Origin of the sequence: Tepidimonas fonticaldi (assembly GCF_007556755.1) — a bacterium.
In the GTDB taxonomy this organism is placed as follows: domain Bacteria; phylum Pseudomonadota; class Gammaproteobacteria; order Burkholderiales; family Burkholderiaceae_C; genus Tepidimonas; species Tepidimonas fonticaldi.
In genome coordinates, this window is sequence record NZ_VJOO01000011.1 from 47,135 (window position 1) to 70,094 (window position 22,960).

The window sequence follows — 22,960 nt, forward strand, 5'->3', positions numbered from 1 at the left end:
GTCACGACGACGAGGGGCCGTCGGTCGCGGAAGCGGTTTCGTCCGCTTCGGCGCTGGGTTTGCCGCGCGCGAACCAGCGCGCGCCGATGATGCCCAATTCGTACAGCAAACACATCGGGATGGCCAGCGCCAGCTGCGAAATCACGTCGGGCGGGGTGACCACCGCCGCGATGATGAAGGCCACGACGATGAAGTAGCCGCGAAAGGACTTGAGCTTCTCGATGGACACCATCTCGAAGCGGACCAACAGCATCACCACCACCGGGACCTGGAAGGCCAGACCGAAGGCCAGGTAGAGCGACAGAATCGCCTCCACGTAAGACGCGATGTCCGGCGTGGCGTTGACGCTGGCCGGGGTAAAGCCCTGGATGAAGGCGAACATCTTGTCCAGCACGAAAAACTGGACGAACGCGATGCCCAGGTAGGCCAGCAGGCTGCCGATGATGATGAGCGGCAGGGCAAAGCGCTTTTCGTGGCTGTACAGGCCCGGCGCGACGAACGCCCAGATCTGGTAGATGACCCAGGGCAGCGCCAGCAGCAGCCCCGCCATCATCAGAACCTTGAGCGGCACGAAAAACGGGGTGAACACCCCGACCGCGATGAGCTTGACATCCGGCGGCATGTGCGCCCGGATCGGCACGGCGATCAGGTCGATCAGGCCGCTCGGGCCGGGCCAGATGGCGAGCAGCACCATGCACACCCCCACGCCCCCCAGGGCGTATAGGATGCGGTCGCGCAGTTCCATCAGGTGCGCGACGAACGGCTGCTCGGTGCCGGCGAGCTCGTCGGCGGAGTCTCGGGGATCGGCCATGGATCAGCGCAGGGGAGTCTTGGGACGGTAGCGCGCCACGCGCGCCGCGCCGGACAGGGCCCGGGTGCGCACGCCGGCGCGGGCCTTGTACCACTGGGGCACGGCCTGGCGCTTGAGGCGGAAGTTCTTTTTCGGCCGCCGATATTCGGGATAGACCGGCGCACCGATGGACGCCAGATCGTCGTAGGACGTCGATGCGCTCGACGACGATTGGCCTTCGAGCCCGGCCGTCACTTCGGACCATTCGCGCTCGAACTCGGCCGCGGTCGAGCTGACCTGCGTCTCGACGTCGCGGGCGGTCTTTTCGACCGCCTCTTTCATGCGCTTGAGCTCTTCGAGCTCGATGGTGCGGTTGACCTCGGCCTTGACCTCGGCCACATAGCGCTGCGCCTTGCCCAGCAGCGCGCCCACGGTGCGGGCCACGCGCGGCAGCTTCTCGGGGCCGATGACGACGAGCGCCACGACCCCGATGAGGGCGAGCTTGGAGATACCGAGGTCGATCATGCGGGGGTGGCCGCGCTCACGACTTGGTCTTGGCGTCGACGTCGATGGTGGTCTTTTCGGCCGCCTTGTCCTGTCCCACCTGCGCCGTGGCGGTGGACGACGACTCCGGCGCGCTGCCGTCGCGCATGCCGTCCTTGAAGCCCTTGACCGCGCTGCCCAGGTCGGACCCGATGTTCTTGAGCTTCTTGGTGCCGAAGACCAGCACCACGATCAGCAGGACGACCAGCCAGTGCCAAATGGAAAAACTGCCCATGTTCTACTCCAACGACGGGGCAGCCGGCCCCGATGCCGTGTTTGATTCTACGCAGCGCCGGGGGTTCGCCCGGACGCGGGAATGCCGCGATTGTGCCCGAAAGGGCTCGGGGATGGGGTCAGCCCTTGCGCCAGGGGCGCGGGCCGCCGATGACGTGCACGTGCAGGTGGTGCACCTCCTGCCCGCCGTGCTCGCCGGTGTTGGCGACGATGCGAAACCCCCCTTCCGGGTACGGCTGGCAGCCCTGCTCCAGCGCCAGACGCGGGGCGAGCACCATCAGGCGGCCCATCAGGCGCTCGTGCTCGGCGGTCAACTGGGCCATGGACGGGATGTGCGCCTTGGGGACGATCAAAAAATGCACCGGCGCCCAGGGCTGAATGTCGTGGAAGGCGTACAGCTCGTCGTCTTCGTACACCTTGCGGCTGGGGATCTGGCCGGCGACGATCTTGCAAAAAATGCAGTTGGGGTCGTGCGACATGGTCGGTCGGGTCGGGATCGGAAGGAGTGCGGATCAGACGGGCATGGGCCGGCGGTCGTTCCAGTACAGAAAACCTTTGACCAACCGGTACAGGGACCAGACGGCCGCGGCGAGCAGAATCACCGCGCCCACCCCGAGGACGAGCGTGAGAAAGCCGAGCGCGGCCCACAGCAGGCTCCACCAGAAGGTGCGGATCTGCCAGGTGAAATGGCTCTCGTAGAGGGTGCCGGCGACATCCTCGCGCTTGACGTAGTTGACGATGATGCCCACGAGCGCGGTCACGGCGACGAACCACGATGCCGCATAGAGGATGTAGACCGCCAGCGTCAGCCGGCGCAGGCTGGCGAGCTGCTCGGGCGTCTTGGGGGTGACGTCGATCACGGGCGGGGTCGACATGGGCGCCTCCTGCAGGTCGGGCTCAGGGTTGGGGGAGCGGGGACTGCGCCTCGGCCTCGCGCGCGCGGGCCTTGCGCAGGGCTTTTTCTTCCAGCCCGGACAGGCCCTCGCGGCGCGCCAGCTCGGCCACCACATCGGCCGGCCCAAGGCCGAAATGCGCCAGCGCGATCAGGCTGTGGAACCAGAGGTCGGCCACCTCGCCCACGAACGCCTGCGCGCTGCCGGCACCGTGCTGCAGGTCCTTGGCGGCCATCACGGCCTCGCCCGCCTCCTCGGCGATTTTTTTCAGAAAGGCATCCGGCCCCTTGTGCAGCAGGCGCGCGACGTAGCTGCGCTCGGGGTCGCCCCCGGCGGCCGGCTTGCGGCTGTCGATGACGGCGGCCAGGCGCAGCAGGGTGTCGAGCGGCGGGATGTCGGTCATGGTCAGCGGTAGATGGATTGCGGATCCTTGAGCACGGGATCGACGGCCTGCCACTCGCCGCGCTGCGTGTCCAGGCGCTGATAAAAGCAACTGTGGCGCCCGGTGTGGCAGGCGATGCTCGGCTCGTGGCCCAGTTGCGTCACCTGCAGCAGCACCACGTCGTCGTCGCAGTCGAGGCGGATTTCGTGCACCTGCTGCACATGGCCGGATTCCTCCCCCTTGTACCACAGGCGGCCGCGCGAGCGGCTGTAGTAGACGGCGCGGCCCAGTTCGGCGGTCTTTTGCAGGGCCTCGCGATTCATCCAGGCGAACATCAGCACGTCGCCAGTCCCGCGCTCCTGGGCGATCACGGGCACCAGGCCCTGCGCGTCCCATTTGATGCGATCGAGCCAGTCAGCCATGCCGCTCACCTCCGCACGGGGATGCCCGCCTCGGCCATGCGCTGCTTGGCCTGGGCGATGGTGTATTCGCCGTAGTGGAAGATGCTGGCCGCGAGCACCGCGTCGGCACCGCCGACCCGGATGCCATCCACCAGGTGATCCAGGTTACCCACCCCGCCCGAGGCGATCACGGGCACATCCACCGCATCGCTGACGGCACGGGTGAGTTCGAGGTCGAAGCCCGCCTTGGTGCCATCGCGGTCCATGCTGGTGAGCAGGATTTCGCCCGCGCCAAAGTCCGCCATCTGGCGCGCCCAGGCGACCGCATCCAGCCCAACGTTTTTGCGCCCCCCGTGGGAATAGACGTCCCATCCCGGCCCCAGAGGCTGGCCGTCCGGGCCGGGGCGTTGGCACTCGTCGGGCGTGCGCCGCTTGGCGTCGATGGCCACGACAATGCACTGCGAGCCGTACTTGCCCGACGCATCGCGGATGACCTGGGGATTGGCGATGGCAGCGGAGTTGAAGCTGACCTTGTCCGCCCCGGCATTGAGCAGCCGGCGCACGTCCTCCACGGTGCGCACGCCGCCGCCCACCGTCAGCGGAATGAACACCTGGCTCGCCACCGCCTCGATGATGGGCAGGATCAGGTCGCGCCCGTCGCTGGTGGCGGTGATGTCCAGAAACGTCAGCTCGTCGGCGCCCTGCTCGTTGTAGCGCGCGGCGATTTCCACCGGGTCTCCGGCATCGCGCAGCTCGACGAAGTTGACGCCCTTGACGACGCGCCCGCCGGTGACGTCCAGGCAGGGGATGATGCGCTTGGCCAGCATCGTCAGGCGCCCACGCCGTCGACGAGGCGGACCGCCGCGGCGTAGTCCAGGTCGCCGCTGTAGATGGCGCGGCCGCAGATGACGCCCTCCACGCCTTCGGACTCGACCTCGCACAGCCGACGGACATCGTCCAGGTTGGACAGCCCGCCCGAGGCGATGACCGGGATGGACAGGGCCTGCGCCAGCCGCACCGTGGCCTCGATGTTGATGCCGGTGAGCATGCCGTCGCGGCCAATGTCGGTGTAGATGACGGACTCGACACCGTAGTCCTCGAACTTGCGCGCGAGGTCCACCACCTCGTGGCCGGTCAGCTTGCTCCAGCCGTCGGTGGCGACTTTGCCGTCCTTGGCGTCCAGCCCGACGATGATGTGTCCCCCAAACGCCGTGCAGGCGTCCTGCAGGAAGCCGGGGTTCTTGACCGCCGCGGTGCCGATGATGACGTAGCGCAGGCCGGCGTCCAGGTAGCGCTCGATGGTGTCGAGGTCGCGGATGCCGCCGCCGAGCTGCACATCGACTTCGTCGCCGACCTCGCGCAGGATGCTGCGGATGGCGGCTTCGTTGCGGGGTTTGCCGGCGAATGCGCCATTGAGGTCCACCAGGTGCAGGCGGCGCGCGCCCTGCTCGACCCAGTGGCGGGCCATGGCGGCGGGGTCGTCGCTGAACACGGTGGACTGGTCCATGTCGCCTTGCTTGAGGCGCACGCATTGACCGTCTTTCAGGTCGATGGCAGGAATCAGCAGCATGGCTCGTCGGGGGTGGGGCTTCAGGGGTTCCAGTGCAGGAAGTTGCGGTACAGCGCCAACCCCTGGGCCGAGCTTTTTTCGGGGTGGAACTGGGTGGCGAACAGGTTGTCGCGCGCGATGGCGCTGGCAAAGCGCACGCCGTACTCGGTCATACCGGCGGCATGGGCCGGGTCGGCCGGATGGGCGTGGTAGCTGTGCACGAAATAATAGTAACTGCCGTCCGGGATGCCGGCCCACAGCGGATGGGGCGCGGGCCGCTCGGCAGCGCCGTGCTCGAAGCCGTACCAGACCCGGTTCCAGCCCATCTGCGGCACCTTGAAGCGGCTGCCATCGGGCTGACTCTGGCCCTCCAGGCGAAACCGAACCACCTGACCGGGGATCAGGCCCAGGCCGGCAGTGTCGCCTTCCTCGGAGTGCTCCAGCAGCATCTGCATGCCGACGCACACCCCGAACAGCGGCTTGGTGGCCGCGGCGTGCAGGACCGCCTCGCGCAGGCCGCTGCGCTCCAGCTCGGCCATGCAGTCGGGCATGGCGCCCTGCCCCGGCAGCACGACGCGGTGCGCATCGCGCACCACCTGCGGACTGGCGGTCACGACCACCTCGACATGGTCGGTGGCCAGCGCCGCATGGATGACCGCCTGCGCCACCGAGCGCAGATTGCCCATGCCGTAGTCGACGACCGCAACCGTCTCGCGCCTGACCGGAATGTTCATCGTGGTGGGGGGAGATTCGGCGTGCACTGGCCTCACAGGCTGCCCTTGGTCGAGGGGATGGCATCCCCCAGCCGGGGGTCGCGCTCCAGCGCGGCCCGCAGGGCGCGCGCAAAGGCCTTGAAGATGGTCTCGCACTGGTGGTGCGCGTTGTGGCCCTTGAGGTTGTCGATGTGCAGCGTCACGCCGGCGTGGTTGACGAAGCCCCGAAAAAACTCGTAGACGAGCTGGGTGTCGAGCTGGCCGATCATACCGGCCGTGAAGCGCACGTCCATGTGCAGGCCCGGACGGCCGGAAAAATCCACCACGACGCGCGACAGCGCCTCGTCCAGCGGCACGTAGGCGTGGCCGTAACGGCGGATGCCGCGCTTGTCACCGACCGCGCGCGCCACCGCCTGCCCGAGGGTGATGCCGACGTCCTCCACCGTGTGGTGGCCGTCGATGTGCAGGTCGCCGCGGCACTCGATCTCCAGATCGATCAGCCCATGGCGGGCGATCTGGTCCAGCATGTGGTCGAAAAAGCCGATGCCGGTGTCCAGCCGGGCGCGGCCGGTGCCGTCGAGGTCCACGCGCACGCGGATCTGGGTCTCGGCCGTCACGCGCTGGACGTCCGCGGTGCGGGCGGCGGCGCTGGGAGCAGGCAGGGTGGTCATAGCGATGGCGGCAGCGCCGCGAGCAGCGCCTCGTTCTCGGCGGGCGTGCCCACGGTCAGCCGCAAGCAGTTGGCAAGCATCGGGTGCATTGTAGAAACATTCTTCACGAGGACGCCACGCGCGCGCAGGCCGGCGAACGCCTTGGCGGCGTCGGGCACGCGCACGAGGATCATGTTCGCCTCGCTGGGGTAGGGCTGCACGCCGGGCAACGCGGCCAGGGCGCGCATCAGCCGCTGCCGCTCGGCCCGGATCGCCGCGGCCTGTTCGGCAAACACGTCGGCGTGCTCCAGCGCGAACAGCGCGCACTCGGCATTGAGGGCGCTGACGTTGTACGGCGGGCGCACCTTGTCGATCTGCGCCACGAGCGGCGCGGCCCCGATCAGGTAGCCCAAGCGCACCCCGGCCAGGCCAAACTTGGACAGTGTGCGCATGACCAGCACATGTCCGTGCGCCGCCGGGTCGGCGCGCCATTCGTCCAGCCAGGTGTGGCTGGCAAAGGGCTGGTAGGCCTCGTCCATGACGACCAGCCCCCCCACCGCGCCGGCGGCAGCGATCAGCCGCCGGATCACGGCCGGATCCCAGCAGTTGGCGGTCGGGTTGTTGGGATAGGCCAGGTAGGTGATGGCCGGTCGCACCCGGGCGATGGCCTCGAGCATCGCCGCCTCGTCGAGCGCAAAGTCGGGCGCCAGCGGCACGCCGTGGAAGGCCAGCCCCTGCAACTGCGCGCTCATGGCGTACATCACGAAGCCCGGCACCGGCGCAAGGATGGCGGCGCCCGGCCGGTCGCAGGCCATCGCCAGCAGGCTGATCAGCTCGTCCGAGCCGTTGCCCAGCATGAGCGCCGCGCCCGCGGGCAGCCCGACGTGCGCCGCCAGCGCGCGTTTGAGGTCCTCGATGCGCGAGCCCGGGTAGCGGTTGACGGCCACCGCCCCCAGCCGTTGGCCGAGCGCGTGTTGCAACGCCTCGGGCAGCGGGTAGGGGTTTTCCATCGCATCCAGCTTGATCAGGCCGGTCGCGTCCTGAATGGCATAGGCATGCATGCCCTGCACGTCCTGGCGGATGCGCTGCAGCGCGGCCTCCAGCAACGGGTTCATGCCGCACCCTCCTCGCGCAGGCGCAGCTCGGCAGCGCGCGCGTGGGCGGTCAGGCCCTCGCCGTGCGCCAGCACCGACGCGATGCGGCCCAGCGTCTGCGCCCCCTCGGCGCTGACCTCGATCAGGCTGGAGCGCTTTTGAAAGTCGTACACCCCCAGCGGGCTGGAAAAGCGCGCCGTGCCGCTGGTAGGCAGCACATGGTTGGGGCCGGCGCAGTAGTCGCCCAGGCTCTCGCTGGTGTAGGCGCCCAGGAAGATGGCCCCCGCGTGGCGCAGCAGCGGCTCCCAGCGGTGCGGCTCGCGGCTGGCGATCTCCAGGTGCTCGGGCGCGATGCGGTTGCTCAGCGCGCAGGCCTCCTCCATGCTGCGGGTGCGGATCAGCGCGCCCCGGCCCTCGAGGCTGCGCACGATGATGTCCGCACGCGGCATCGTTGGCAGCAGCCGGTCAATGGCGGCCTGCACCGCATCCAGATAGGCCGTGTCCGGGCACAGCAGAATGGACTGCGCCAACTCGTCGTGCTCGGCCTGGCTGAACAGGTCCATCGCCACCCAGTCCGGCGGCGTGGTGCCGTCGGCGAGCACCAGGATTTCGCTCGGCCCGGCGATCATGTCGATGCCGACGGTGCCAAAAACATGCTTCTTGGCGCTGGCGACGTAGGCGTTGCCCGGGCCGGTGATCTTGTCCACCTGGGGAATGGTCGCCGTGCCATAGGCCAGCGCCGCCACGGCCTGCGCCCCGCCAATGGCAAACGCGCGGCTCACCCCCGCGACGTGCGCAGCGGCCAGCACCAGCGGGTTGCGCTCGCCGCGCGGGGTCGGCACGACCATCACGATCTCCGGCACGCCGGCGACGTGCGCGGGGATGGCGTTCATCAACACGCTGGACGGATAGGCGGCCTTGCCGCCCGGCACATAGATGCCGACACGGTCCAGCGGCGTGACTTTTTGGCCGAGCAGCGTGCCGTCGGCATCGCGGACCTGCCACGAGCGGCCGCAGGCCTCGAGCTGCGCCTCGTGGTAGCGGCGCACGCGCGCGGCGGCCTGCTGCAGTGCCTCGCGCTGGTCGGCGGGGATGGCTTCGAAGGCGGCGCGCAACACATCGGTGCCCAGCTCCAGGTCGGCCATGCGCTCGGCCTCCACCGCGTCGAACCGGCGGGTGTACTCCAGCACCGCCGCATCGCCCCGGGCCCGCACGTCGGCCAGGATGGCCGCCACGCGGGATTCGATCGCCGCATCGGTGTCCGCCGACCAATGCAGGCGGGCCGCAAAACGCGCTTCGAAGTCGGTATCGGCGGTATCCAGCCGCAGGGGCCGGGCTCGGGGGGTGTCGGCAGCAGTCATGGGCACGATTGTCGCAGCACAGCGGGGAAAGCGGGGCCGCCCGCGCGGCCTGCAGGCGGCGGCGGTGGGGTCAGCCGCTCAGGCGGCGGGTGCCGCCACCGCCTGCGCGAAGGCATCCAGAATGGGACGGATGAGCGCGCGCTTGAGTTTGAGCGAGGTCGGCCGCACCACGAGCTGCGAGGAAATGTCCATGATGCGCTCGACCTCCACCAGCCGGTTGGCCTTGAGCGTGTTGCCGGTGGACACCAGGTCCACGATGGCGTCGGCCAGCCCGGTCAGCGGCGCCAGCTCCATGCTGCCGTAGAGCTTGATCAGATCCACATGCACGCCCTTGCTGGCAAAAAACTCGCGCGCGATGGCGACGTATTTGGTCGCGACACGCAGGCGCGCGCCCTGGCGCACGGCGCGCACATAGTCGAAGTCCGCCGGGACGGCCACGCTCATGCGGCAGCGGGCGATGCCCAAATCCAGCGGCCGGTACAGCCCCACCTGGGCCGCGTCGCCCCAGGCGGCCTCGTGCTCGATCAGCGTGTCCTTGCCGCACACGCCCAGGTCGGCGCCACCGTGCTCCACATAGGTCGGCACGTCGGTGGCGCGCACCAGGACCACGCGCACCTCGGGCCGGTTGGTGGGCAGGATCAGCTTGCGCGAGGTTTCGGGGTCTTCCAGCACCTCGATGCCGGCGGCGCGCAGCAGGGGCAGCGTCTCCTCGAAGATGCGGCCCTTGGACAGGGCCAAGGTGACGGTTTCGGCGCTCATGCGATCCTTTCGATGTCGGCCCCCAGGGCCCGCAGCTTGCGCTCCATGCGGTCATAGCCACGGTCCAGGTGGTAGATGCGGTCGACGACCGTCTCGCCGTCGGCCACCAGGCCGGCGATCACCAGACTGGCCGACGCGCGCAGATCGGTCGCCATGACGGCGGCACCGGTCAGGCGCTGGCCGCCTTCGACGACGGCGGTGCGCCCGTCGATGTGGATGCGCGCGCCCAGCCGGGCCAGCTCCTGCACATGCATGAAGCGGTTTTCGAAAATCGTCTCGGTGACGGCGCTGGGCCCCTGCGCCACGCAGTTGAGCGCCATGAACTGCGCCTGCATGTCGGTGGGGAAGCCCGGGTATTCGGTCGTGCGAAAGCTCTGCGCACGCAGGGCCGCGCCGCCCGGCGAGCGCACGCGGATGCCGGTGGCATCGGCCTCCACGGTGGCGCCCGCCTCGCGCAGCTTGTCGATGACGGCATCGAGGTGATCCCCCCGCCCGCCGCGCAGCCAGGCCTCGCCGCCGGTGGCGGCCACCGCGCACAAAAAGGTACCGGTCTCGATGCGGTCGGCCACCACGGTGTGCTCGGTGCCGCCCAAGGCCGGCACGCCTTCGATGCGGATGCGGCTGGTCCCGTGCCCCTCGATGCGCGCGCCCATGCGGATCAGCATCTCGGCCAGATCGACCACCTCCGGCTCCTGGGCGGCGTTTTCCAGCACCGTCTCGCCCTCGGCCAGGGTGGCGGCCATCATCAGGTTTTCGGTGCCGGTCACGGTGACCATGTCGGTGGTGATGCGCGCGCCGCGCAGGCGCGAGCGGCCGGCGGGCAAGCGGGCCTCGATGTAGCCGTGCTCGACCGCAATCTCCGCCCCCATGGCCTGCAGGCCCTTGATGTGCTGGTCCACCGGCCGCGAGCCGATGGCGCACCCGCCCGGCAGCGACACCCGCGCCTGACCGCAGCGGGCGACCAGGGGCCCCAGCACCAGCACCGAGGCGCGCATGGTCTTGACCAGCTCGTACGGCGCGACCGGATCCAGTGCCGCCGCGGCGTGCAGCGTCATGCCGCCGCGCTCGTCATGCGTTTGCACTTGCACGCCCATGCGCTCCAGCAGCGTGCGCATGGTGGCCACGTCGCGCAAACGGGGGACGTTGCGCAGCATCACCGGCTGGTCGGTCAGCAGCGCCGCGCACAGCTCGGGCAGCGCCGCGTTCTTGGCGCCGGAGACGAGCACCTCGCCATGCAGGCGCTGGCCGCCGCGGATCAGGAGTCGGTCCATCATCGACCCCTCAGGCCTGGCCGGCGGCACGCCACTCGGCCGGGGTGTAGGTCTTCATGGACAGTGCATGCACCTCGTCGGTGTGGATGCGCTGGCCCAGCGTGGCGTAGACCAGCTGGTGGCGCTGCACGGCACGCCGCCCCTCGAACGCGGGCGAGACGATCACCGCCGCCCAGTGGCGGCCGTCGCCGGACACCTCCAGGTGGTCGCAGGGCAGGCCGGCAGCGATGAGGGAGCGGAGTTGGTCGGCAGTCATCATGGAGGGTAAAGCGGCAGGACGGCACGGCGCGCGCTGCGCGACGCGCGGAATCGATGGCCCAGGGTCAATGGCGAATCTTGTACCCGATGCGCAGCAGGTGCAAGGTCAGAGCGGCCACGGCCAGGAAAGCCCCCGCCACCACCGCCAGACTCAGCCAGGGCGAAACGTCGCTGACCCCGAAAAAGCCGTAGCGCGCCCCGTCGATCATGTAGAAAAACGGATTGAGGTGGCTGACGGTCTGCCAGAAGGGGGGCAGCGAATGGATGGAATAGAACACGCCGGAGAGAAACGTCATCGGCATGATGATGAAGTTCTGGAAGGCGGCCATCTGGTCGAACTTTTCGGCCCACAGCCCCGCGATGACCCCCAGCGACCCCAGCAACCCCGCGCCCAGCACGGCAAACGCCACGATCCACAGCGGGTGCGCAAACCGCAGGTCCGCCGCCCAGGCCGTCACCAGCAGCACCCCGGCGCCCACCACCAGCCCGCGCACCACGGACGACCCGACGTAAGCCGCAAACCAGGCGCGGTGCGACAGCGGGGTGAGCAGGACGAAGACCAGGTTGCCCATGATCTTGCTCTGGATCAGGCTGGACGAGCTGTTGGCAAATGCGTTTTGCAGCAGGCTCATCATCGCCAGCCCCGGCAGTAAAAACGCGGTGTAGCCCACGCCGTCGTAGACCTGCACATGCTCCTCCAGCACATGGCCGAAGATCAGCAGGTACAGAATCGCCGTGACGATCGGCGCGGCCACGGTCTGGAAAGCCACCTTCCAGAACCGCAGCACCTCTTTCAGAAACAGGGTCTGCCAACCAGTCACGCGCGCCCCTCCCCGTCCGGCTGCCCGGCCATCAGCTCCAGGAACACATCCTCCAGATCCGCTTTGTGGACCTCGATGTCTTCCATGACGATGCCGGCTTGGCGCAGCGCCGCCAGCGTCTGCTCGACCTCGTAGGCGTCGTGCACCTTGATCTGCTTGATGCGGCCCGTCACGCGGGCGCGCGCCGCCAGCGCGTCCGGCAGGGCCTGATCGGTCTTGAAATGCAGCACGTTGGACGAGGCGCGGCGCAACAGCTCGGCGGTGCGCTCCAGCGCGATCACGCGGCCGGCCCGCAGCATCGCGATGCGGCCGCACAGGGCCTCGGCCTCCTCCAGATAGTGGGTGGTCAGCAGCACGGTGCAGCCGTCGCGGTTGAGGCGCGAGATGAAGGCCCACAGCGTCTGCCGCAGCTCCACGTCCACGCCGGCGGTCGGCTCGTCCAGCACGATGACCTGGGGCCGGTGCACCAGCGCCTGCGCCACCATGACGCGGCGCTTCATGCCGCCGGAGAGCTGGCGCATGTTGGTGTCAGCCTTATCGGCCAGCCCCAGCCCGGCCAGCAGCTCGTCGATCCACGCGCCATTGCCCTGGATGCCAAAGTAGCCGGACTGAAAGCGCAGGGCCTCGCGCACCGTGAAGAAGGGGTCGAACACCAGCTCCTGCGGCACGATGCCGAGCCGCCGCCGAGCCTCCATGGGCTGGGCATGCACATCGGCGCCAAACACGGTGACGCGCCCGCGGGTCGGCCGGCTCAGACCCGCCAGGATGCTGATGAGGGTGGTCTTGCCCGCGCCGTTGGGGCCGAGCAGGCCGAAGAATTCGCCCGGCTGGATGTCGAACGTCACATCCTGCAGCGCCTGCAGCGGCCCGCGCGAGGTGTCGAAACGCTTGTTGACCTGCTGGAAAGAGATGGCGGCGGACATAAACCGGTCATTTTACGCGGGCAGCAGTTCGGCCACGCCGTACAGGCCGGCCAGCACCCGCGCCCGCTCGTTCAGGCCGTCCAGCCGCCAGTGCGCCCCGCGTGCCAGCACCTCGCGCCGCACCGCGAGCAGCACCGCCAGCGCGGAGGAGTCGAACTCGTGCAGGGCCGAGGCATCCAGCTGCACCGTCGCGCCGCGGCCCGCAGCGGCCAGCGCCGCGCGGCACTGGGCCAGATAGGCCGCCGCCTGCGCATGCGTCAGGGTGGCGGGCAGCGCCGGCAAGGTCAAGGCAATCGGCCCCCCCATGGCGGCTCAGCCCCGCTGGGCGTTGGCGCGGTTGCGTTCGGCCAGCGCATCGATCAGCCCATCGATGCCCTTGGCGCCGATCTCCTGCGCGAACTGGGTGCGGTAGGTCTCGACCAGCCACACGCCGAGCACATTCAGGTCATAGACCTTCCAGCCCGACGGGGTTTGCTCCAGCCGGTAGTCGAGCTGGATCGGGTCGCCCTTGCCGCGGATTTCGGAGCGCACGACCACCTCGGTCGCGCCAGCCGCCGCGCGCAGCGGGCGAATCACCAGCGTTTGGTCGCGAATCTGCGTCAGCGCGCCGGCATAGGTGCGCACCAGCAGGGTCTTGAACTCGGCTTGCAGACGCTGGCGCTGCTCGGGCGTGGCCTGGCGCCAGAAGCGGCCCACTGCGGACGACGTCATGCGCTCGAAATTGACATGCGGCATCAGCTTGGTGTCCACCAGCTCGACGATGCGGGCCATGTCGCCGTTGCGGATCGCCGGATCGCGCTTGACGGTCTCGAACACATCGTTGGCCACGCGCTGGATCAGCGCATCGGGGGCCTCCGTGGCCTGCGCCCGGGACGGCCAGGCGGGCAGCGCGGCCGCGGCGACCACGGCCATCAGGGCCAGCCACTGGCGGCGGCCGGTCATCGCAACCACCGGGCGGGCAGAAAGGGGTAGGGTCGGCTTGCTCATATCCATTGGGGTCGGGGGGACGGCCGCGGGTTCCGGTCGGTTACCCATGGTTACGGTCGTCACACGTCAGTCATCGTCGCCGCGGGCCGCATCGACCTGGCTTTGGCGCCGCGCCAGGTAGGCGTCGCGTGTAAAACCATATTTATCCAGCGCCGCCTGCTCCAGCAGGTCACCCGCGCGCAGCAGGGTGGCGCGCGTGTCCACCAGCCGCAGCGTCTGGGCGGTGTTGCGGGTCGCCACATCGTCGATGCCCTGCGACACGGGGTCCGCCCGGCGGTCGACGGGCAGCGCCACGGCCTCGCGCACGCTGGACGGGCCCAACAGCGGCAGCACCAGATACGGCCCTGACGGCACGCCCCAGCGGCCCAGGGTGTGGCCAAAGTCCAGCGTCGTGCGGGGGATGCTCATCTCCGTCGCCAGGTCGATCACCCCCCCAAAGCCGAGAAGGGTGTTGACGCCAAAGCGCATGGCGTTTTCCACCGCGGGCTGCGGGCGGGCCTGTAAGGCCGCGTTCACGGCCGACCACAGGTCGCGCAGATTGCCAAAAAAGTTGCCCACCCCAGTGCGCACCGGTGAGGGCACGGCCGCCACATAGCCTTCGGCGACGGGCTTGAGCACCGCGCGGTCCACCGCCTCGTTGAACTGATAGACGCCGCGGTTGAACGGCTCCAGGGGATCGCGCGGATGCGCGTCGGGCCCGGTGGCGCAACCGGCCAGGGCCGCGAGCACGCCTCCCAGGCCGATCAGACGCGCGGCCCGGCTGTGCAGGGTTACTTGGCTCATTTGCCGTCCCCCGCCTCGGCGGCCTTGTTGAACAGGAACTGGCCGATCAGGTTTTCCAGCACCACGGCGGACTGGGTTTGCGCCACCACATCGCCCGCAGCCAGATTCGCGTCTGCGCCGCCCGGCTCGATGCCGATGTACTGCTCGCCCAGCAGCCCGCTGGTCAGGATCTTGAACGAGCTGTCCTTCGGGAAGGTGTAGCGCGACTCCAGCGCCAACACCACGCGCGCCTGAAACGTCTTGTCGTCGAAGGTGATGGACTCCACGCGCCCGACCAGCACGCCCGCGCTGCGCACCGCCGCCTTGGGCTTGAGCGAGCCGACGTTGTCGAACGTGGCGGTGACGCGGTAGGTCGGCGCAAAGCTCAAGTTGAGCAGGTTGGCCGCCTGCAGCGCCAGAAACAGGATGGCCGCCGCGCCGATCAGCACGAACAGGCCCACCCAGACATCGATCTTGGAACGTTGCATCCGTCGAATCCTTCCCTGATCAGATCGTGAACATCAGCGCGGTCAGGATGAAGTCCAGCCCCAGCACCGTCAGCGACGCCATCACCACGGTGCGCGTCGTCGCGCGCGAGACGCCCTCCGGCGTCGGGTGCGACTCGAAGCCCTGCAGCAGCGCGATGAAGGTCACCGCGATCCCGAACACCACGCTCTTGATGATGCCGTTGCCGACGTCGGACCACACGTCCACGCCACTTTGCACCTGGCTCCAAAACGCCCCGCCATCGACACCGATCATGGGCACCCCGACGATCCAGCCACCAACGATGCCCATGCTGCTGAACACCGCCGCCAGCAATGGCAGCGCCACCACCCCGGCCACGAAGCGCGGCGCCAGCACGCGGTCGATGGGGTCGACCGCCATCATCTCCATCACGCTGAGCTGTTCGCCGGCTTTCATGAGGCCGATCTCCGCCGTCAGCGACGTACCCGCGCGGCCGGCAAACAGCAGCGCTGTCACCACCGGGCCGAGCTCGCGCACCAAGCTCAGCGTCACCAGCAGCCCGAGCGATTCGGCCGAGCCGTAGCGCTGCAACGTGTAGTAGCCCTGCAACCCGAGCACGAAGCCGACGAACAAGCCGGAGACAGTGATGATCGACAGCGAGTGGTTGCCCAGAAAGTGGATTTGATCGCGCACCAGGCCAAAGCGCCGCAACGCCTGGGGGCATCCCGCCAGCAACCGCAACAGCAGCCGCGCCCCCCAGCCCAGATCCGCCAGCTTGCCGCGCACCGCCGCACCCAACGCCGCCAGCATCGACACCCCCTTCATCGCGCTGCCTCCGGACCGTAGTCCTCGGCCACGGCCGGGGCGGCGTAGTGAAAATGCACCGGCCCCTCGGGCGCGGCGGTGATGAATTGCTGCACCAACGGGTCCGGGCAGCGGCGCACCTCGTCGGGCGTGCCCTGCACCGCCACCCGCCCGTTGGCCAACACCACCATGTGGTCGGCCACGGCAAAGGCGGTGTCCAGATCATGCGACACCATGATGCTGGTGAGCCCCAGCGTGTCGTTGAGCTGGCGGATCAGGCGCGCGGCGGTGCCCAGCGAGATCGGATCCAGCCCCGCAAACGGCTCGTCATACATGATCAACTCGGGGTCCAGCGCGATGGCGCGCGCCAGCGCCACCCGGCGCGCCATGCCGCCCGACAGCGCCGCGGGCATCAGGTCGCGCGCGCCGCGCAGGCCCACGGCGTGCAGCTTCATCAGCACGATGTCGCGGATCAGTGGCTCGGGCAAGCGGGTGTGCTCACGCAGCGGGAAGGCCACGTTGTCGAACACCGACAAATCGGTGAACAGCGCGCCGTACTGAAACAGCATGCCCATGCGCCGCCGCGCCGCGTACAGGCCCTTGCGGTCCAGCGCGCCCACATCCTGACCGTCGAAACACACCTGGCCGTGCTGGGCGCGCACCAAGCCGCCGATGAGGCGCAGCACGGTCGTCTTGCCGCCACCCGAGGCGCCCATGATGACCGTCACCTGGCCCCGCGGCACGTGCAAGCTGATGCGGTCGAGCACGATGCGCTCGTCATACCCGAAGGTGACGTCACGCAGTTCGACGAGGGGCTCGGTGCTCATACGCAACAACGATCAAAAAGGCCGACGCAGGTTCGGCCCGATCATAAGGGATCAGCCGCAGCCGCGTCGGCGCGGTGGCCCCGCGGGGCCGCCGCACAGGTCAGCGCGGCAGCAGGCTGGCACCCATCAGGTACTCGTCCACCGCGCGCGCGGCCTGGCGGCCTTCGCGGATGGCCCACACCACCAGCGACTGGCCGCGGCGCATGTCACCGGCGGCAAACACCTTGGGGACGTTGGTGGCGTAGCCGCCCACCTCGTCGGTGCTGGCCTTGGCGTTGCCGCGCGCATCGCGCTCCACGCCAAACGCCTCCAGCACCGTGGCCACCGGCGACACAAAGCCCATGGCCAACAGCACCAGGTCGGCCTTGTACTCCTTTTCGGTGCCCGGGATTTCGACCAACTTGCCGTCCTTCATTTCGACGTGCACGGTCTGCACCCCGGTGACCTTGCCGCCCTTGCCGACGAACGCCTTGGTGGCGATGGCGAACTCGCGCTGGCAGCCCTCTTCGTGGCTGGAGCTGGTGCGCAGCTTCAGTGGCCAGTACGGCCAGGTCAGCGGCTTGTTCTCCTGCGCGGGCGGCTGCGGCATCACCTCGAACTGGGTCACGCTGGCCGCACCATGGCGGTTGGAGGTTCCCACGCAGTCGCTGCCGGTGTCGCCGCCACCGATGACGATGACGTGCTTGCCGTCGGCGCGGATCTGCTTTTTGAGCTTGTCGCCGGCGTTGACCTTGTTTTGCTGCGGCAAAAACTCCATCGCGAAATGGATGCCGTCCAGCTCGCGACCCGGCACGGGCAGGTCGCGCGGTTGCTCAGCGCCGCCGCACAGCAGCACGGCGTCGAACTCGGCGCGCAGTTGCTCGGGGCTGACCACTTCGCGCGCGTCGTTGGTGACCTTGCTGCCGTCGGGCAGGGCGCCGACCAGCACACGGGTGCGGAAGGTCACGCCCTCGGCCTGCATCTGCTCGATGCGGCGGTCGATCAGCCACTTCTCCATCTTGAAGTCGGGGATGCCGTAGCGCAGCAGGCCGCCGATGCGGTCGTTCTTCTCGAACACCGTCACGTCGTGGCCGGCGCGCGCCAGCTGCTGCGCCGCCGCCAGCCCGGCCGGGCCGGAGCCCACGACCGCCACCTTCTTGCCCGTCTTGGCCTTGGGCGGCTGGGGCACGACCCAGCCCTCGGCCCAGGCACGGTCGATGATGGCGTGCTCGATGGACTTGATGCCCACCGGATCGTCGTTGATGTTGAGCACGCACGCCGCCTCGCACGGCGCCGGGCAGATGCGCCCGGTGAACTCCGGGAAGTTGTTGGTGCTGTGCAGCACGGCGATGGCGTTCTTCCAGTCGCCGCGGTAGACCAGGTCGTTGAAGTCCGGGATGATGTTGTTGACCGGGCAGCCGTTGTTGCAAAACGGCGTGCCGCAGTCCATGCAGCGCGCGCCTTGCACCTTGGCCTGGGCGTCGTCCAGGCCGATAACGAACTCGCGGTAGTGCTTGAGCCGCTCGGCGGGGGGCTGGTAGCCCTCCTCGACGCGCTCGAATTCCATGAAGCCGGTGATCTTTCCCATGATCGGTTGCCTCGTGATGCGATGGTCGGTGGCGCTCAGGCCGCGGCGGTCTTGCGGGCCTTGGCCGGCTTGGCCGCAGCAGGCTCGGCCGGGGCGGCGGTGCCTTTGGCGGCGTTTTCCGCCAGCGCCCGCTTGTACTCGTGCGGGAAAACCTTGACGAAGCGCGCGCGCGCGCTGGCCCAGTCGTCCAGCAAGGTGCGCGCCTTGGTCGAGCCGGTCCAGCGGTGGTGTTCTTCCAGCAACTGGCGCAGCTGGGCTTCGTCGGTCATGCCGCGGTGCCAAATGGCGCGGTCCACGGTGGCTTCCTGCTCGGCGCTGCTGACCACGCGCTCCAGCGCCACCATCGCGGTGTTGCAGCGCTTGGCGAACATGCCGTCTTCGTCGTACACGTAAGCGATGCCGCCGCTCATCCCGGCAGCAAAGTTGCGCCCGGTTTTGCCCAGCACCACCACGGTGCCGCCGGTCATGTATTCGCAGCCATGGTCGCCGGTGCCTTCCACCACCGCGGTGGCGCCCGACAGCCGCACCGCGAAGCGTTCACCGGCCACGCCGCGGAAAAACGCCTCGCCCTGGGTGGCGCCGTACAGCACCGTGTTGCCGACGATGATGTTGTCGCCAGCGTCGCCACGGAAGTCGATGCTGGGCCGCACGACGATGCGCCCGCCCGACAAGCCCTTGCCGGTGTAGTCGTTGGCGTCACCGATCAGGTACAGCGTGATGCCCTTGCAGAGGAAGGCGCCGAACGACTGGCCGCCCGTGCCCTCCATCTGGATGCGGATGGTGTCATCGGGCAGCCCCTCGGGGTGGTGGCGCGTCACCTCACCCGACAGCATCGCGCCGACCGTGCGGTTGACGTTGCGCACGCTCTCGATGAAGTGCACCTTCTCGCCACGCTCGATGGCCGGGCGGGACTTCTCGATCAGCTTGACGTCCAGCGCCTTGTCCAGCCCGTGGTCCTGGGTCTCGACATGGCGGTGGGCCACCTCGGCCGACGTGGGCGGCTGATACAGCAGGCGGCTGTAATCCAACCCCTTGGCCTTCCAGTGGTCGATGCCCTTCTTCATGTCGAGCAGGTCGGTGCGCCCGATCAGGTCGTCGAAGCGGCGGATGCCCAGCTGCGCCATGATGGCGCGCACCTCCTCGGCGACGAAGAAGAAGTAGTTGACCACGTGCTCGGGCTTGCCGGCGAACTTGCGCCGCAGCACCGGATCCTGCGTGGCCACCCCCACCGGGCAGGTGTTGAGGTGGCACTTGCGCATCATGATGCAGCCCTCCACCACCAGCGGCGCGGTGGCAAAGCCGAATTCGTCCGCGCCCAGCAGCGCGCCGATCACCACGTCGCGGCCGGTCTTGATCTGGCCGTCGACCTGCACGCGAATGCGCCCGCGCAGGCGGTTGAGCACCAGGGTCTGCTGCGTCTCGGCCAGGCCGATCTCCCACGGGCTGCCGGCGTGCTTGATCGACGACCAGGGCGACGCGCCCGTGCCGCCGTCGTGACCGGCGATGACGACGTGGTCGGCCTTGGCCTTAGCCACACCGGCCGCGATCGTGCCCACGCCCACTTCGGACACCAGCTTGACCGAGATGTCGGCGCGCGGGTTGACGTTCTTCAGGTCGTGGATGAGCTGCGCCAGATCCTCGATCGAGTAGATGTCGTGGTGCGGCGGCGGGCTGATCAGGCCCACGCCCGGCACCGAGTAGCGCAGAAAACCGATGTACTCCGACACCTTGGTGCCGGGCAACTGACCGCCTTCGCCGGGCTTGGCGCCCTGCGCCATCTTGATCTGAATCTGGTCGGCGCTGACCAGGTACTCCGCCGTCACGCCGAAGCGCCCGGAGGCCACCTGCTTGATCCGCGAGCGCAGGCTGTCGCCCGCCTGCAGCGGAATGTCGGCCTCGACCTTGTCCGCACCGATCACCGACGCCAGGGTCTCGCCTTGGCGGATGGGGATGCCCTTGAGTTCGTTGCGGTAGCGCGCCGGGTCCTCGCCGCCCTCGCCGGTGTTGCTCTTGCCGCCGATGCGGTTCATGGCGACGGCCAGCGTGGCGTGCGCCTCGGTGCTGATGGAGCCGAGCGACATCGCGCCGGTGGCAAAGCGCTTGACGATCTCGCTGGCCGGCTCGACCTCTTCGATCGGGATCGCCTTGGCCGGATCGACCTTGAACTCGAACAGCCCGCGCAGCGTCATGTGGCGGCGCGACTGGTCGTTGATGATCTGCGCGTACTCCTTGTAGGTCGCGTAGTTGCCGGCGCGCGTGGCGTGCTGCAGCTTGGCGATGGCGTCGGGTGTCCACATGTGCTCTTCGCCGCGCGCGCGCCAGGCGTACTCGCCGCCCACGTCCAGCATGTCGGTCAGCAGCGGGTCGTCACCGAAGGCACTCCGGTGCAGGCGGATGGCCTCCTCGGCAATCTCGAACACGCCGATGCCCTCGACGCGGCTGGCGGTGCCGGTGAAGTACTTTTCGATCGTCGCGCTGTTGATGCCCACCGCCTCGAACAGCTGCGCGCCGCAGTAGCTCATGTAGGTGGACACGCCCATCTTGGACATGATCTTGGACAGGCCCTTGCCAACCGCCTTGATGTAGTTGGCGATCGCCTTGTCGGCCGATAGATCGCCGGGCAGGTCCTGGTGGATGGCCTTGAGCGTATCCAGCGCCAGATAGGGGTGGACGGCCTCGGCGCCATAGCCGGCCAGCACCGCGAAGTGGTGCACCTCGCGCGCGCTGCCGGTCTCCACCACCAGGCCGGTGGCGGTGCGCAGGCCCTCGCGGATCAGGTGCTGGTGCACCGCCGACAGCGCCAGCAAGGCGGGGATAGCCACGCGCTCGCGGTTGACGCCGCGGTCGCTGACGATCAGGATGTTGCTGCCGCTGCGGATGGCATCGACCGCCTCGGCGCACAGCGAGGCGAGCTTGGCCTCCACCCCTTCCTTGCCCCAGCCCACGGGGTAGGTGATGTCCAGCGTGCTGCTCTTGAACTTGCCGCCGGTGCGCCGCTCGATGTCGCGCAGCTTGGCCATGTCGGCGTGGTTGAGCACGGGCTGGCTGACCTCCAGCCGCATCGGCGGGTTGACCTGGTTGATGTCCAGCAGGTTGGGGCGCGGGCCGACGAACGACACCAGCGACATCACGATCGCCTCGCGGATCGGGTCGATCGGCGGGTTGGTGACCTGCGCGAACAGCTGTTTGAAGTAGTTGTAGAGCGGCTTGGGCCGGTCCGACAGCACGGGCAGCGGGCTGTCGTTGCCCATCGAGCCGACGCCCTCCTCGCCGTTTTGCGCCATCGGCGCCATCAGGAACTTGATGTCCTCCTGCGTGTAGCCAAAGGCCTGCTGCAGGTCGAGCAACTGGGCGTCCACCTGCTCCATCGCGGCGTGGGACGATTCGTCGGCCACGGTGCGCACGCTGGCCTCGTCGTCGCCGGCGACGGGGCGCTGCACATCGTCCAAGTGGATGCGCAGGTTTTCGATCCACTGCTTGTAGGGCTTGGCGTTGGCCAGCGTCGCCTTGACCTCCTCGTCGTCGATCAGGCGGCCCTGCTCCAGATCGATCAGGAACATCTTGCCCGGCTGCAGGCGCCACTTGCGCACGATCTTGCTCTCGGGCACGGGCAGCACGCCGGACTCGGACGCCATGATGACGAAGTCGTCGTCCGTGACGCAATAGCGCGAGGGCCGCAGACCGTTGCGGTCCAGCGTCGCGCCGATCTGCCGCCCATCGGTGAAGACGATGGACGCCGGGCCATCCCACGGCTCCAGCATCGCCGCGTGGTACTCGTAGAACGCACGGCGGCGCTCATCCATCAGCGTGTGCTGCTCCCACGGCTCGGGGATCATCATCATGACCGCCTGCGCCAGCGGATAGCCGGCCATGGTCAGCAGCTCCAGGCAGTTGTCGAAGGTGGCGGTGTCGGACTGACCGGCAAAGCTGATCGGGTAGAGCTTCTTGAGGTCCGCACCCAGCACCGGCGAGGCCATCACGCCCTCGCGCGCGCGCATCCAGTTGTAGTTGCCCTTGACGGTATTGATCTCGCCGTTGTGGGCCACATAACGGTACGGGTGCGCCAGCGGCCACTCGGGGAAAGTGTTGGTCGAGAAGCGCTGGTGCACCAGCCCCAGCGCCGAGACGCAGCGCGGATCCTGCAAATCCAGGTAGTACTCGCCCACCTGGTTGGCCAGCAGCAGCCCCTTGTACACCACGGTGCGGCTGCTCATGCTGGGCACATAGTATTCCTTGCTGTGCGTCAGCTGCAGGCGCTGGATGGCGGCGCTGGCGGTCTTGCGGATGACGTACAGCTTGCGCTCCAGTGCGTCCTGCACGATGACGTCGCTGCCGCGGCCGATGAAGACCTGGCGGATGATGGGCTCGGTCTTGCGCACCGTCGGGGACATGGGCATGTCCTTGTTCACGGGCACGTCGCGCCAGCCCAGCAGCACCTGGCCCTCGGCCTTGATGGCGCGCTCCATCTCCTGCTCGCAGGCCAGACGGCTGGCGTGCTCCTTGGGCAAAAAGATCATGCCCACGCCGTACTCGCCCGGGGGCGGCAGGGTCACGCCCTGCTTGGCCATCTCTTCGCGGTAGAGCGGGTCCGGAATCTGCAGCAGGATGCCCGCCCCGTCGCCCATCAGCGCATCGGCGCCCACGGCGCCGCGGTGGTCGAGGTTTTCCAGAATCTTGAGCGCCTGGGTCACGATGGCGTGACTCTTTTGCCCCTTGATGTGGGCGACGAAGCCGACGCCACAGGCGTCGTGTTCCAGGGCAGCGTCGTACAGACCGTGCTGCGCGGCGAGGGTGTGGGGGGTAGCGGTCACGCCTGACTCCTTGGCCGGGTTGACAAAGACGGACCGCAGCATAGTGCATTGCAGCAAACCGGGCAAGCACTTTATTTGGGGTCAGAGTACGA

The 22,960-nt window shown here is 68.6% G+C and carries 26 protein-coding genes; all 26 read right to left on the reverse strand.

Annotated elements, in window-relative coordinates:
* Position 1 precedes the first annotated feature (1 nt).
* On the reverse strand, positions 2–811 hold the full coding sequence (gene tatC, locus Tfont_RS07245) for a twin-arginine translocase subunit TatC (protein WP_068606201.1): 810 nt from the start codon (positions 809–811) through the stop codon (positions 2–4).
* 3 nt (positions 812–814) lie between these two features.
* Positions 815–1,315 (reverse strand): Sec-independent protein translocase protein TatB, encoded by a 501-nt coding sequence (gene tatB, locus Tfont_RS07250; protein ID WP_068606199.1) that lies wholly within the window; start codon positions 1,313–1,315, stop codon positions 815–817.
* Positions 1,316–1,331: 16 nt separating this feature from the next.
* A complete protein-coding gene (tatA, locus tag Tfont_RS07255) occupies positions 1,332–1,568 on the reverse strand; it encodes a Sec-independent protein translocase subunit TatA (RefSeq protein WP_068606197.1) in 237 nt (78 codons plus the stop codon).
* Between the two features lie 118 nt (positions 1,569–1,686).
* On the reverse strand, positions 1,687–2,046 hold the full coding sequence (locus tag Tfont_RS07260) for a histidine triad nucleotide-binding protein (protein ID WP_068606195.1): 360 nt from the start codon (positions 2,044–2,046) through the stop codon (positions 1,687–1,689).
* 33 nt (positions 2,047–2,079) lie between these two features.
* Complete coding sequence (locus tag Tfont_RS07265; protein ID WP_185974492.1) at positions 2,080–2,442, reverse strand: DUF4870 family protein; 363 nt, start codon at positions 2,440–2,442, stop codon at positions 2,080–2,082.
* 22 nt (positions 2,443–2,464) lie between these two features.
* Entirely contained in the window at positions 2,465–2,863 is a 399-nt protein-coding gene (locus Tfont_RS07270) for a phosphoribosyl-ATP diphosphatase (protein ID WP_068606194.1), read from the reverse strand.
* A gap of 2 nt (positions 2,864–2,865) precedes the next feature.
* Positions 2,866–3,264 (reverse strand): phosphoribosyl-AMP cyclohydrolase, encoded by a 399-nt coding sequence (gene hisI, locus Tfont_RS07275; protein WP_143968936.1) that lies wholly within the window; start codon positions 3,262–3,264, stop codon positions 2,866–2,868.
* A gap of 5 nt (positions 3,265–3,269) precedes the next feature.
* On the reverse strand, positions 3,270–4,070 hold the full coding sequence (hisF, locus tag Tfont_RS07280) for an imidazole glycerol phosphate synthase subunit HisF (RefSeq protein ID WP_068606188.1): 801 nt from the start codon (positions 4,068–4,070) through the stop codon (positions 3,270–3,272).
* 2 nt (positions 4,071–4,072) lie between these two features.
* Positions 4,073–4,813 carry a 1-(5-phosphoribosyl)-5-[(5-phosphoribosylamino)methylideneamino]imidazole-4-carboxamide isomerase gene (gene hisA, locus Tfont_RS07285; protein WP_068606186.1) on the reverse strand — a complete coding sequence of 247 codons (741 nt, stop codon included), beginning with the start codon at positions 4,811–4,813 and terminating at the stop codon, positions 4,073–4,075.
* Positions 4,814–4,833: 20 nt separating this feature from the next.
* Positions 4,834–5,526 (reverse strand): imidazole glycerol phosphate synthase subunit HisH, encoded by a 693-nt coding sequence (hisH, locus tag Tfont_RS07290; RefSeq protein ID WP_068606184.1) that lies wholly within the window; start codon positions 5,524–5,526, stop codon positions 4,834–4,836.
* Between the two features lie 32 nt (positions 5,527–5,558).
* Complete coding sequence (gene hisB, locus Tfont_RS07295) at positions 5,559–6,176, reverse strand: imidazoleglycerol-phosphate dehydratase HisB (protein ID WP_143968937.1); 618 nt, start codon at positions 6,174–6,176, stop codon at positions 5,559–5,561.
* Positions 6,173–7,270 carry a histidinol-phosphate transaminase gene (hisC, locus tag Tfont_RS07300; RefSeq protein WP_143968938.1) on the reverse strand — a complete coding sequence of 366 codons (1,098 nt, stop codon included), beginning with the start codon at positions 7,268–7,270 and terminating at the stop codon, positions 6,173–6,175. The genes hisB and hisC overlap by 4 nt, the downstream gene beginning before the upstream one ends.
* Positions 7,267–8,610: a histidinol dehydrogenase gene (gene hisD, locus Tfont_RS07305; protein ID WP_143968939.1), complete on the reverse strand. Its 1,344-nt coding sequence runs from the start codon at positions 8,608–8,610 to the stop codon at positions 7,267–7,269. Before hisD ends, hisC begins: the two co-directional genes overlap by 4 nt.
* A 78-nt stretch (positions 8,611–8,688) precedes the next feature.
* Positions 8,689–9,369 (reverse strand): ATP phosphoribosyltransferase, encoded by a 681-nt coding sequence (gene hisG, locus Tfont_RS07310; protein ID WP_068606176.1) that lies wholly within the window; start codon positions 9,367–9,369, stop codon positions 8,689–8,691.
* Complete coding sequence (gene murA / locus Tfont_RS07315) at positions 9,366–10,640, reverse strand: UDP-N-acetylglucosamine 1-carboxyvinyltransferase (RefSeq protein ID WP_143968940.1); 1,275 nt, start codon at positions 10,638–10,640, stop codon at positions 9,366–9,368. The genes hisG and murA overlap by 4 nt, the downstream gene beginning before the upstream one ends.
* Before the next feature lie 10 nt (positions 10,641–10,650).
* Positions 10,651–10,896 (reverse strand): BolA family protein, encoded by a 246-nt coding sequence (locus Tfont_RS07320; RefSeq protein ID WP_068606225.1) that lies wholly within the window; start codon positions 10,894–10,896, stop codon positions 10,651–10,653.
* Between the two features lie 67 nt (positions 10,897–10,963).
* Complete coding sequence (locus Tfont_RS07325; protein WP_068606172.1) at positions 10,964–11,719, reverse strand: ABC transporter permease; 756 nt, start codon at positions 11,717–11,719, stop codon at positions 10,964–10,966.
* Positions 11,716–12,642 carry an ABC transporter ATP-binding protein gene (locus Tfont_RS07330; RefSeq protein ID WP_068606170.1) on the reverse strand — a complete coding sequence of 309 codons (927 nt, stop codon included), beginning with the start codon at positions 12,640–12,642 and terminating at the stop codon, positions 11,716–11,718. Before Tfont_RS07330 ends, Tfont_RS07325 begins: the two co-directional genes overlap by 4 nt.
* 12 nt (positions 12,643–12,654) lie before the next feature.
* Positions 12,655–12,948 carry an STAS domain-containing protein gene (locus Tfont_RS07335; protein WP_068606168.1) on the reverse strand — a complete coding sequence of 98 codons (294 nt, stop codon included), beginning with the start codon at positions 12,946–12,948 and terminating at the stop codon, positions 12,655–12,657.
* A 6-nt stretch (positions 12,949–12,954) separates the two neighbouring features.
* Positions 12,955–13,584: an MlaC/ttg2D family ABC transporter substrate-binding protein gene (locus Tfont_RS07340; protein ID WP_068606166.1), complete on the reverse strand. Its 630-nt coding sequence runs from the start codon at positions 13,582–13,584 to the stop codon at positions 12,955–12,957.
* A gap of 111 nt (positions 13,585–13,695) precedes the next feature.
* The gene (locus Tfont_RS07345; RefSeq protein ID WP_143968941.1) at positions 13,696–14,412 is read right to left on the reverse strand and encodes an MlaA family lipoprotein; all 717 of its coding nucleotides are present in this window, start codon (positions 14,410–14,412) and stop codon (positions 13,696–13,698) included.
* Positions 14,409–14,879 carry an outer membrane lipid asymmetry maintenance protein MlaD gene (mlaD, locus tag Tfont_RS07350; RefSeq protein ID WP_068606162.1) on the reverse strand — a complete coding sequence of 157 codons (471 nt, stop codon included), beginning with the start codon at positions 14,877–14,879 and terminating at the stop codon, positions 14,409–14,411. The genes Tfont_RS07345 and mlaD overlap by 4 nt, the downstream gene beginning before the upstream one ends.
* Positions 14,880–14,898: 19 nt before the next feature.
* The gene (gene mlaE / locus Tfont_RS07355) at positions 14,899–15,684 is read right to left on the reverse strand and encodes a lipid asymmetry maintenance ABC transporter permease subunit MlaE (RefSeq protein WP_068606161.1); all 786 of its coding nucleotides are present in this window, start codon (positions 15,682–15,684) and stop codon (positions 14,899–14,901) included.
* Positions 15,681–16,490 (reverse strand): ABC transporter ATP-binding protein, encoded by an 810-nt coding sequence (locus tag Tfont_RS07360; protein WP_068606159.1) that lies wholly within the window; start codon positions 16,488–16,490, stop codon positions 15,681–15,683. Before Tfont_RS07360 ends, mlaE begins: the two co-directional genes overlap by 4 nt.
* Positions 16,491–16,590: 100 nt before the next feature.
* On the reverse strand, positions 16,591–18,057 hold the full coding sequence (locus Tfont_RS07365; RefSeq protein ID WP_143968942.1) for a glutamate synthase subunit beta: 1,467 nt from the start codon (positions 18,055–18,057) through the stop codon (positions 16,591–16,593).
* A gap of 35 nt (positions 18,058–18,092) precedes the next feature.
* The gene (locus Tfont_RS07370; protein WP_260682303.1) at positions 18,093–22,868 is read right to left on the reverse strand and encodes a glutamate synthase-related protein; all 4,776 of its coding nucleotides are present in this window, start codon (positions 22,866–22,868) and stop codon (positions 18,093–18,095) included.
* Between the last annotated feature and the right edge of the window lie 92 nt (positions 22,869–22,960).

Excerpts from the sequence above, each read along its gene's own strand:
- tatC (WP_068606201.1), bottom strand. The coding sequence starts at position 811 with ATGGCCGATCCCCGAGACTCCGCCGACGAGCTCGCCGGCACCGAGCAG.
- tatB (WP_068606199.1), bottom strand. The coding sequence starts at position 1,315 with ATGATCGACCTCGGTATCTCCAAGCTCGCCCTCATCGGGGTCGTGGCG.
- tatA (WP_068606197.1), bottom strand. The coding sequence starts at position 1,568 with ATGGGCAGTTTTTCCATTTGGCACTGGCTGGTCGTCCTGCTGATCGTG.
- Tfont_RS07260 (WP_068606195.1), bottom strand. The coding sequence starts at position 2,046 with ATGTCGCACGACCCCAACTGCATTTTTTGCAAGATCGTCGCCGGCCAG.
- Tfont_RS07265 (WP_185974492.1), bottom strand. The coding sequence starts at position 2,442 with ATGTCGACCCCGCCCGTGATCGACGTCACCCCCAAGACGCCCGAGCAG.
- Tfont_RS07270 (WP_068606194.1), bottom strand. The coding sequence starts at position 2,863 with ATGACCGACATCCCGCCGCTCGACACCCTGCTGCGCCTGGCCGCCGTC.
- hisI (WP_143968936.1), bottom strand. The coding sequence starts at position 3,264 with ATGGCTGACTGGCTCGATCGCATCAAATGGGACGCGCAGGGCCTGGTG.
- hisF (WP_068606188.1), bottom strand. The coding sequence starts at position 4,070 with ATGCTGGCCAAGCGCATCATCCCCTGCCTGGACGTCACCGGCGGGCGC.
- hisA (WP_068606186.1), bottom strand. The coding sequence starts at position 4,813 with ATGCTGCTGATTCCTGCCATCGACCTGAAAGACGGTCAATGCGTGCGC.
- hisH (WP_068606184.1), bottom strand. The coding sequence starts at position 5,526 with ATGAACATTCCGGTCAGGCGCGAGACGGTTGCGGTCGTCGACTACGGC.
- hisB (WP_143968937.1), bottom strand. The coding sequence starts at position 6,176 with ATGACCACCCTGCCTGCTCCCAGCGCCGCCGCCCGCACCGCGGACGTC.
- hisC (WP_143968938.1), bottom strand. The coding sequence starts at position 7,270 with ATGAACCCGTTGCTGGAGGCCGCGCTGCAGCGCATCCGCCAGGACGTG.
- hisD (WP_143968939.1), bottom strand. The coding sequence starts at position 8,610 with ATGACTGCTGCCGACACCCCCCGAGCCCGGCCCCTGCGGCTGGATACC.
- hisG (WP_068606176.1), bottom strand. The coding sequence starts at position 9,369 with ATGAGCGCCGAAACCGTCACCTTGGCCCTGTCCAAGGGCCGCATCTTC.
- murA (WP_143968940.1), bottom strand. The coding sequence starts at position 10,640 with ATGGACCGACTCCTGATCCGCGGCGGCCAGCGCCTGCATGGCGAGGTG.
- Tfont_RS07320 (WP_068606225.1), bottom strand. The coding sequence starts at position 10,896 with ATGACTGCCGACCAACTCCGCTCCCTCATCGCTGCCGGCCTGCCCTGC.
- Tfont_RS07330 (WP_068606170.1), bottom strand. The coding sequence starts at position 12,642 with ATGTCCGCCGCCATCTCTTTCCAGCAGGTCAACAAGCGTTTCGACACC.
- Tfont_RS07335 (WP_068606168.1), bottom strand. The coding sequence starts at position 12,948 with ATGGGGGGGCCGATTGCCTTGACCTTGCCGGCGCTGCCCGCCACCCTG.
- Tfont_RS07340 (WP_068606166.1), bottom strand. The coding sequence starts at position 13,584 with ATGACCGGCCGCCGCCAGTGGCTGGCCCTGATGGCCGTGGTCGCCGCG.
- Tfont_RS07345 (WP_143968941.1), bottom strand. The coding sequence starts at position 14,412 with ATGAGCCAAGTAACCCTGCACAGCCGGGCCGCGCGTCTGATCGGCCTG.
- mlaD (WP_068606162.1), bottom strand. The coding sequence starts at position 14,879 with ATGCAACGTTCCAAGATCGATGTCTGGGTGGGCCTGTTCGTGCTGATC.
- mlaE (WP_068606161.1), bottom strand. The coding sequence starts at position 15,684 with ATGAAGGGGGTGTCGATGCTGGCGGCGTTGGGTGCGGCGGTGCGCGGC.
- Tfont_RS07360 (WP_068606159.1), bottom strand. The coding sequence starts at position 16,490 with ATGAGCACCGAGCCCCTCGTCGAACTGCGTGACGTCACCTTCGGGTAT.
- Tfont_RS07365 (WP_143968942.1), bottom strand. The coding sequence starts at position 18,057 with ATGGGAAAGATCACCGGCTTCATGGAATTCGAGCGCGTCGAGGAGGGC.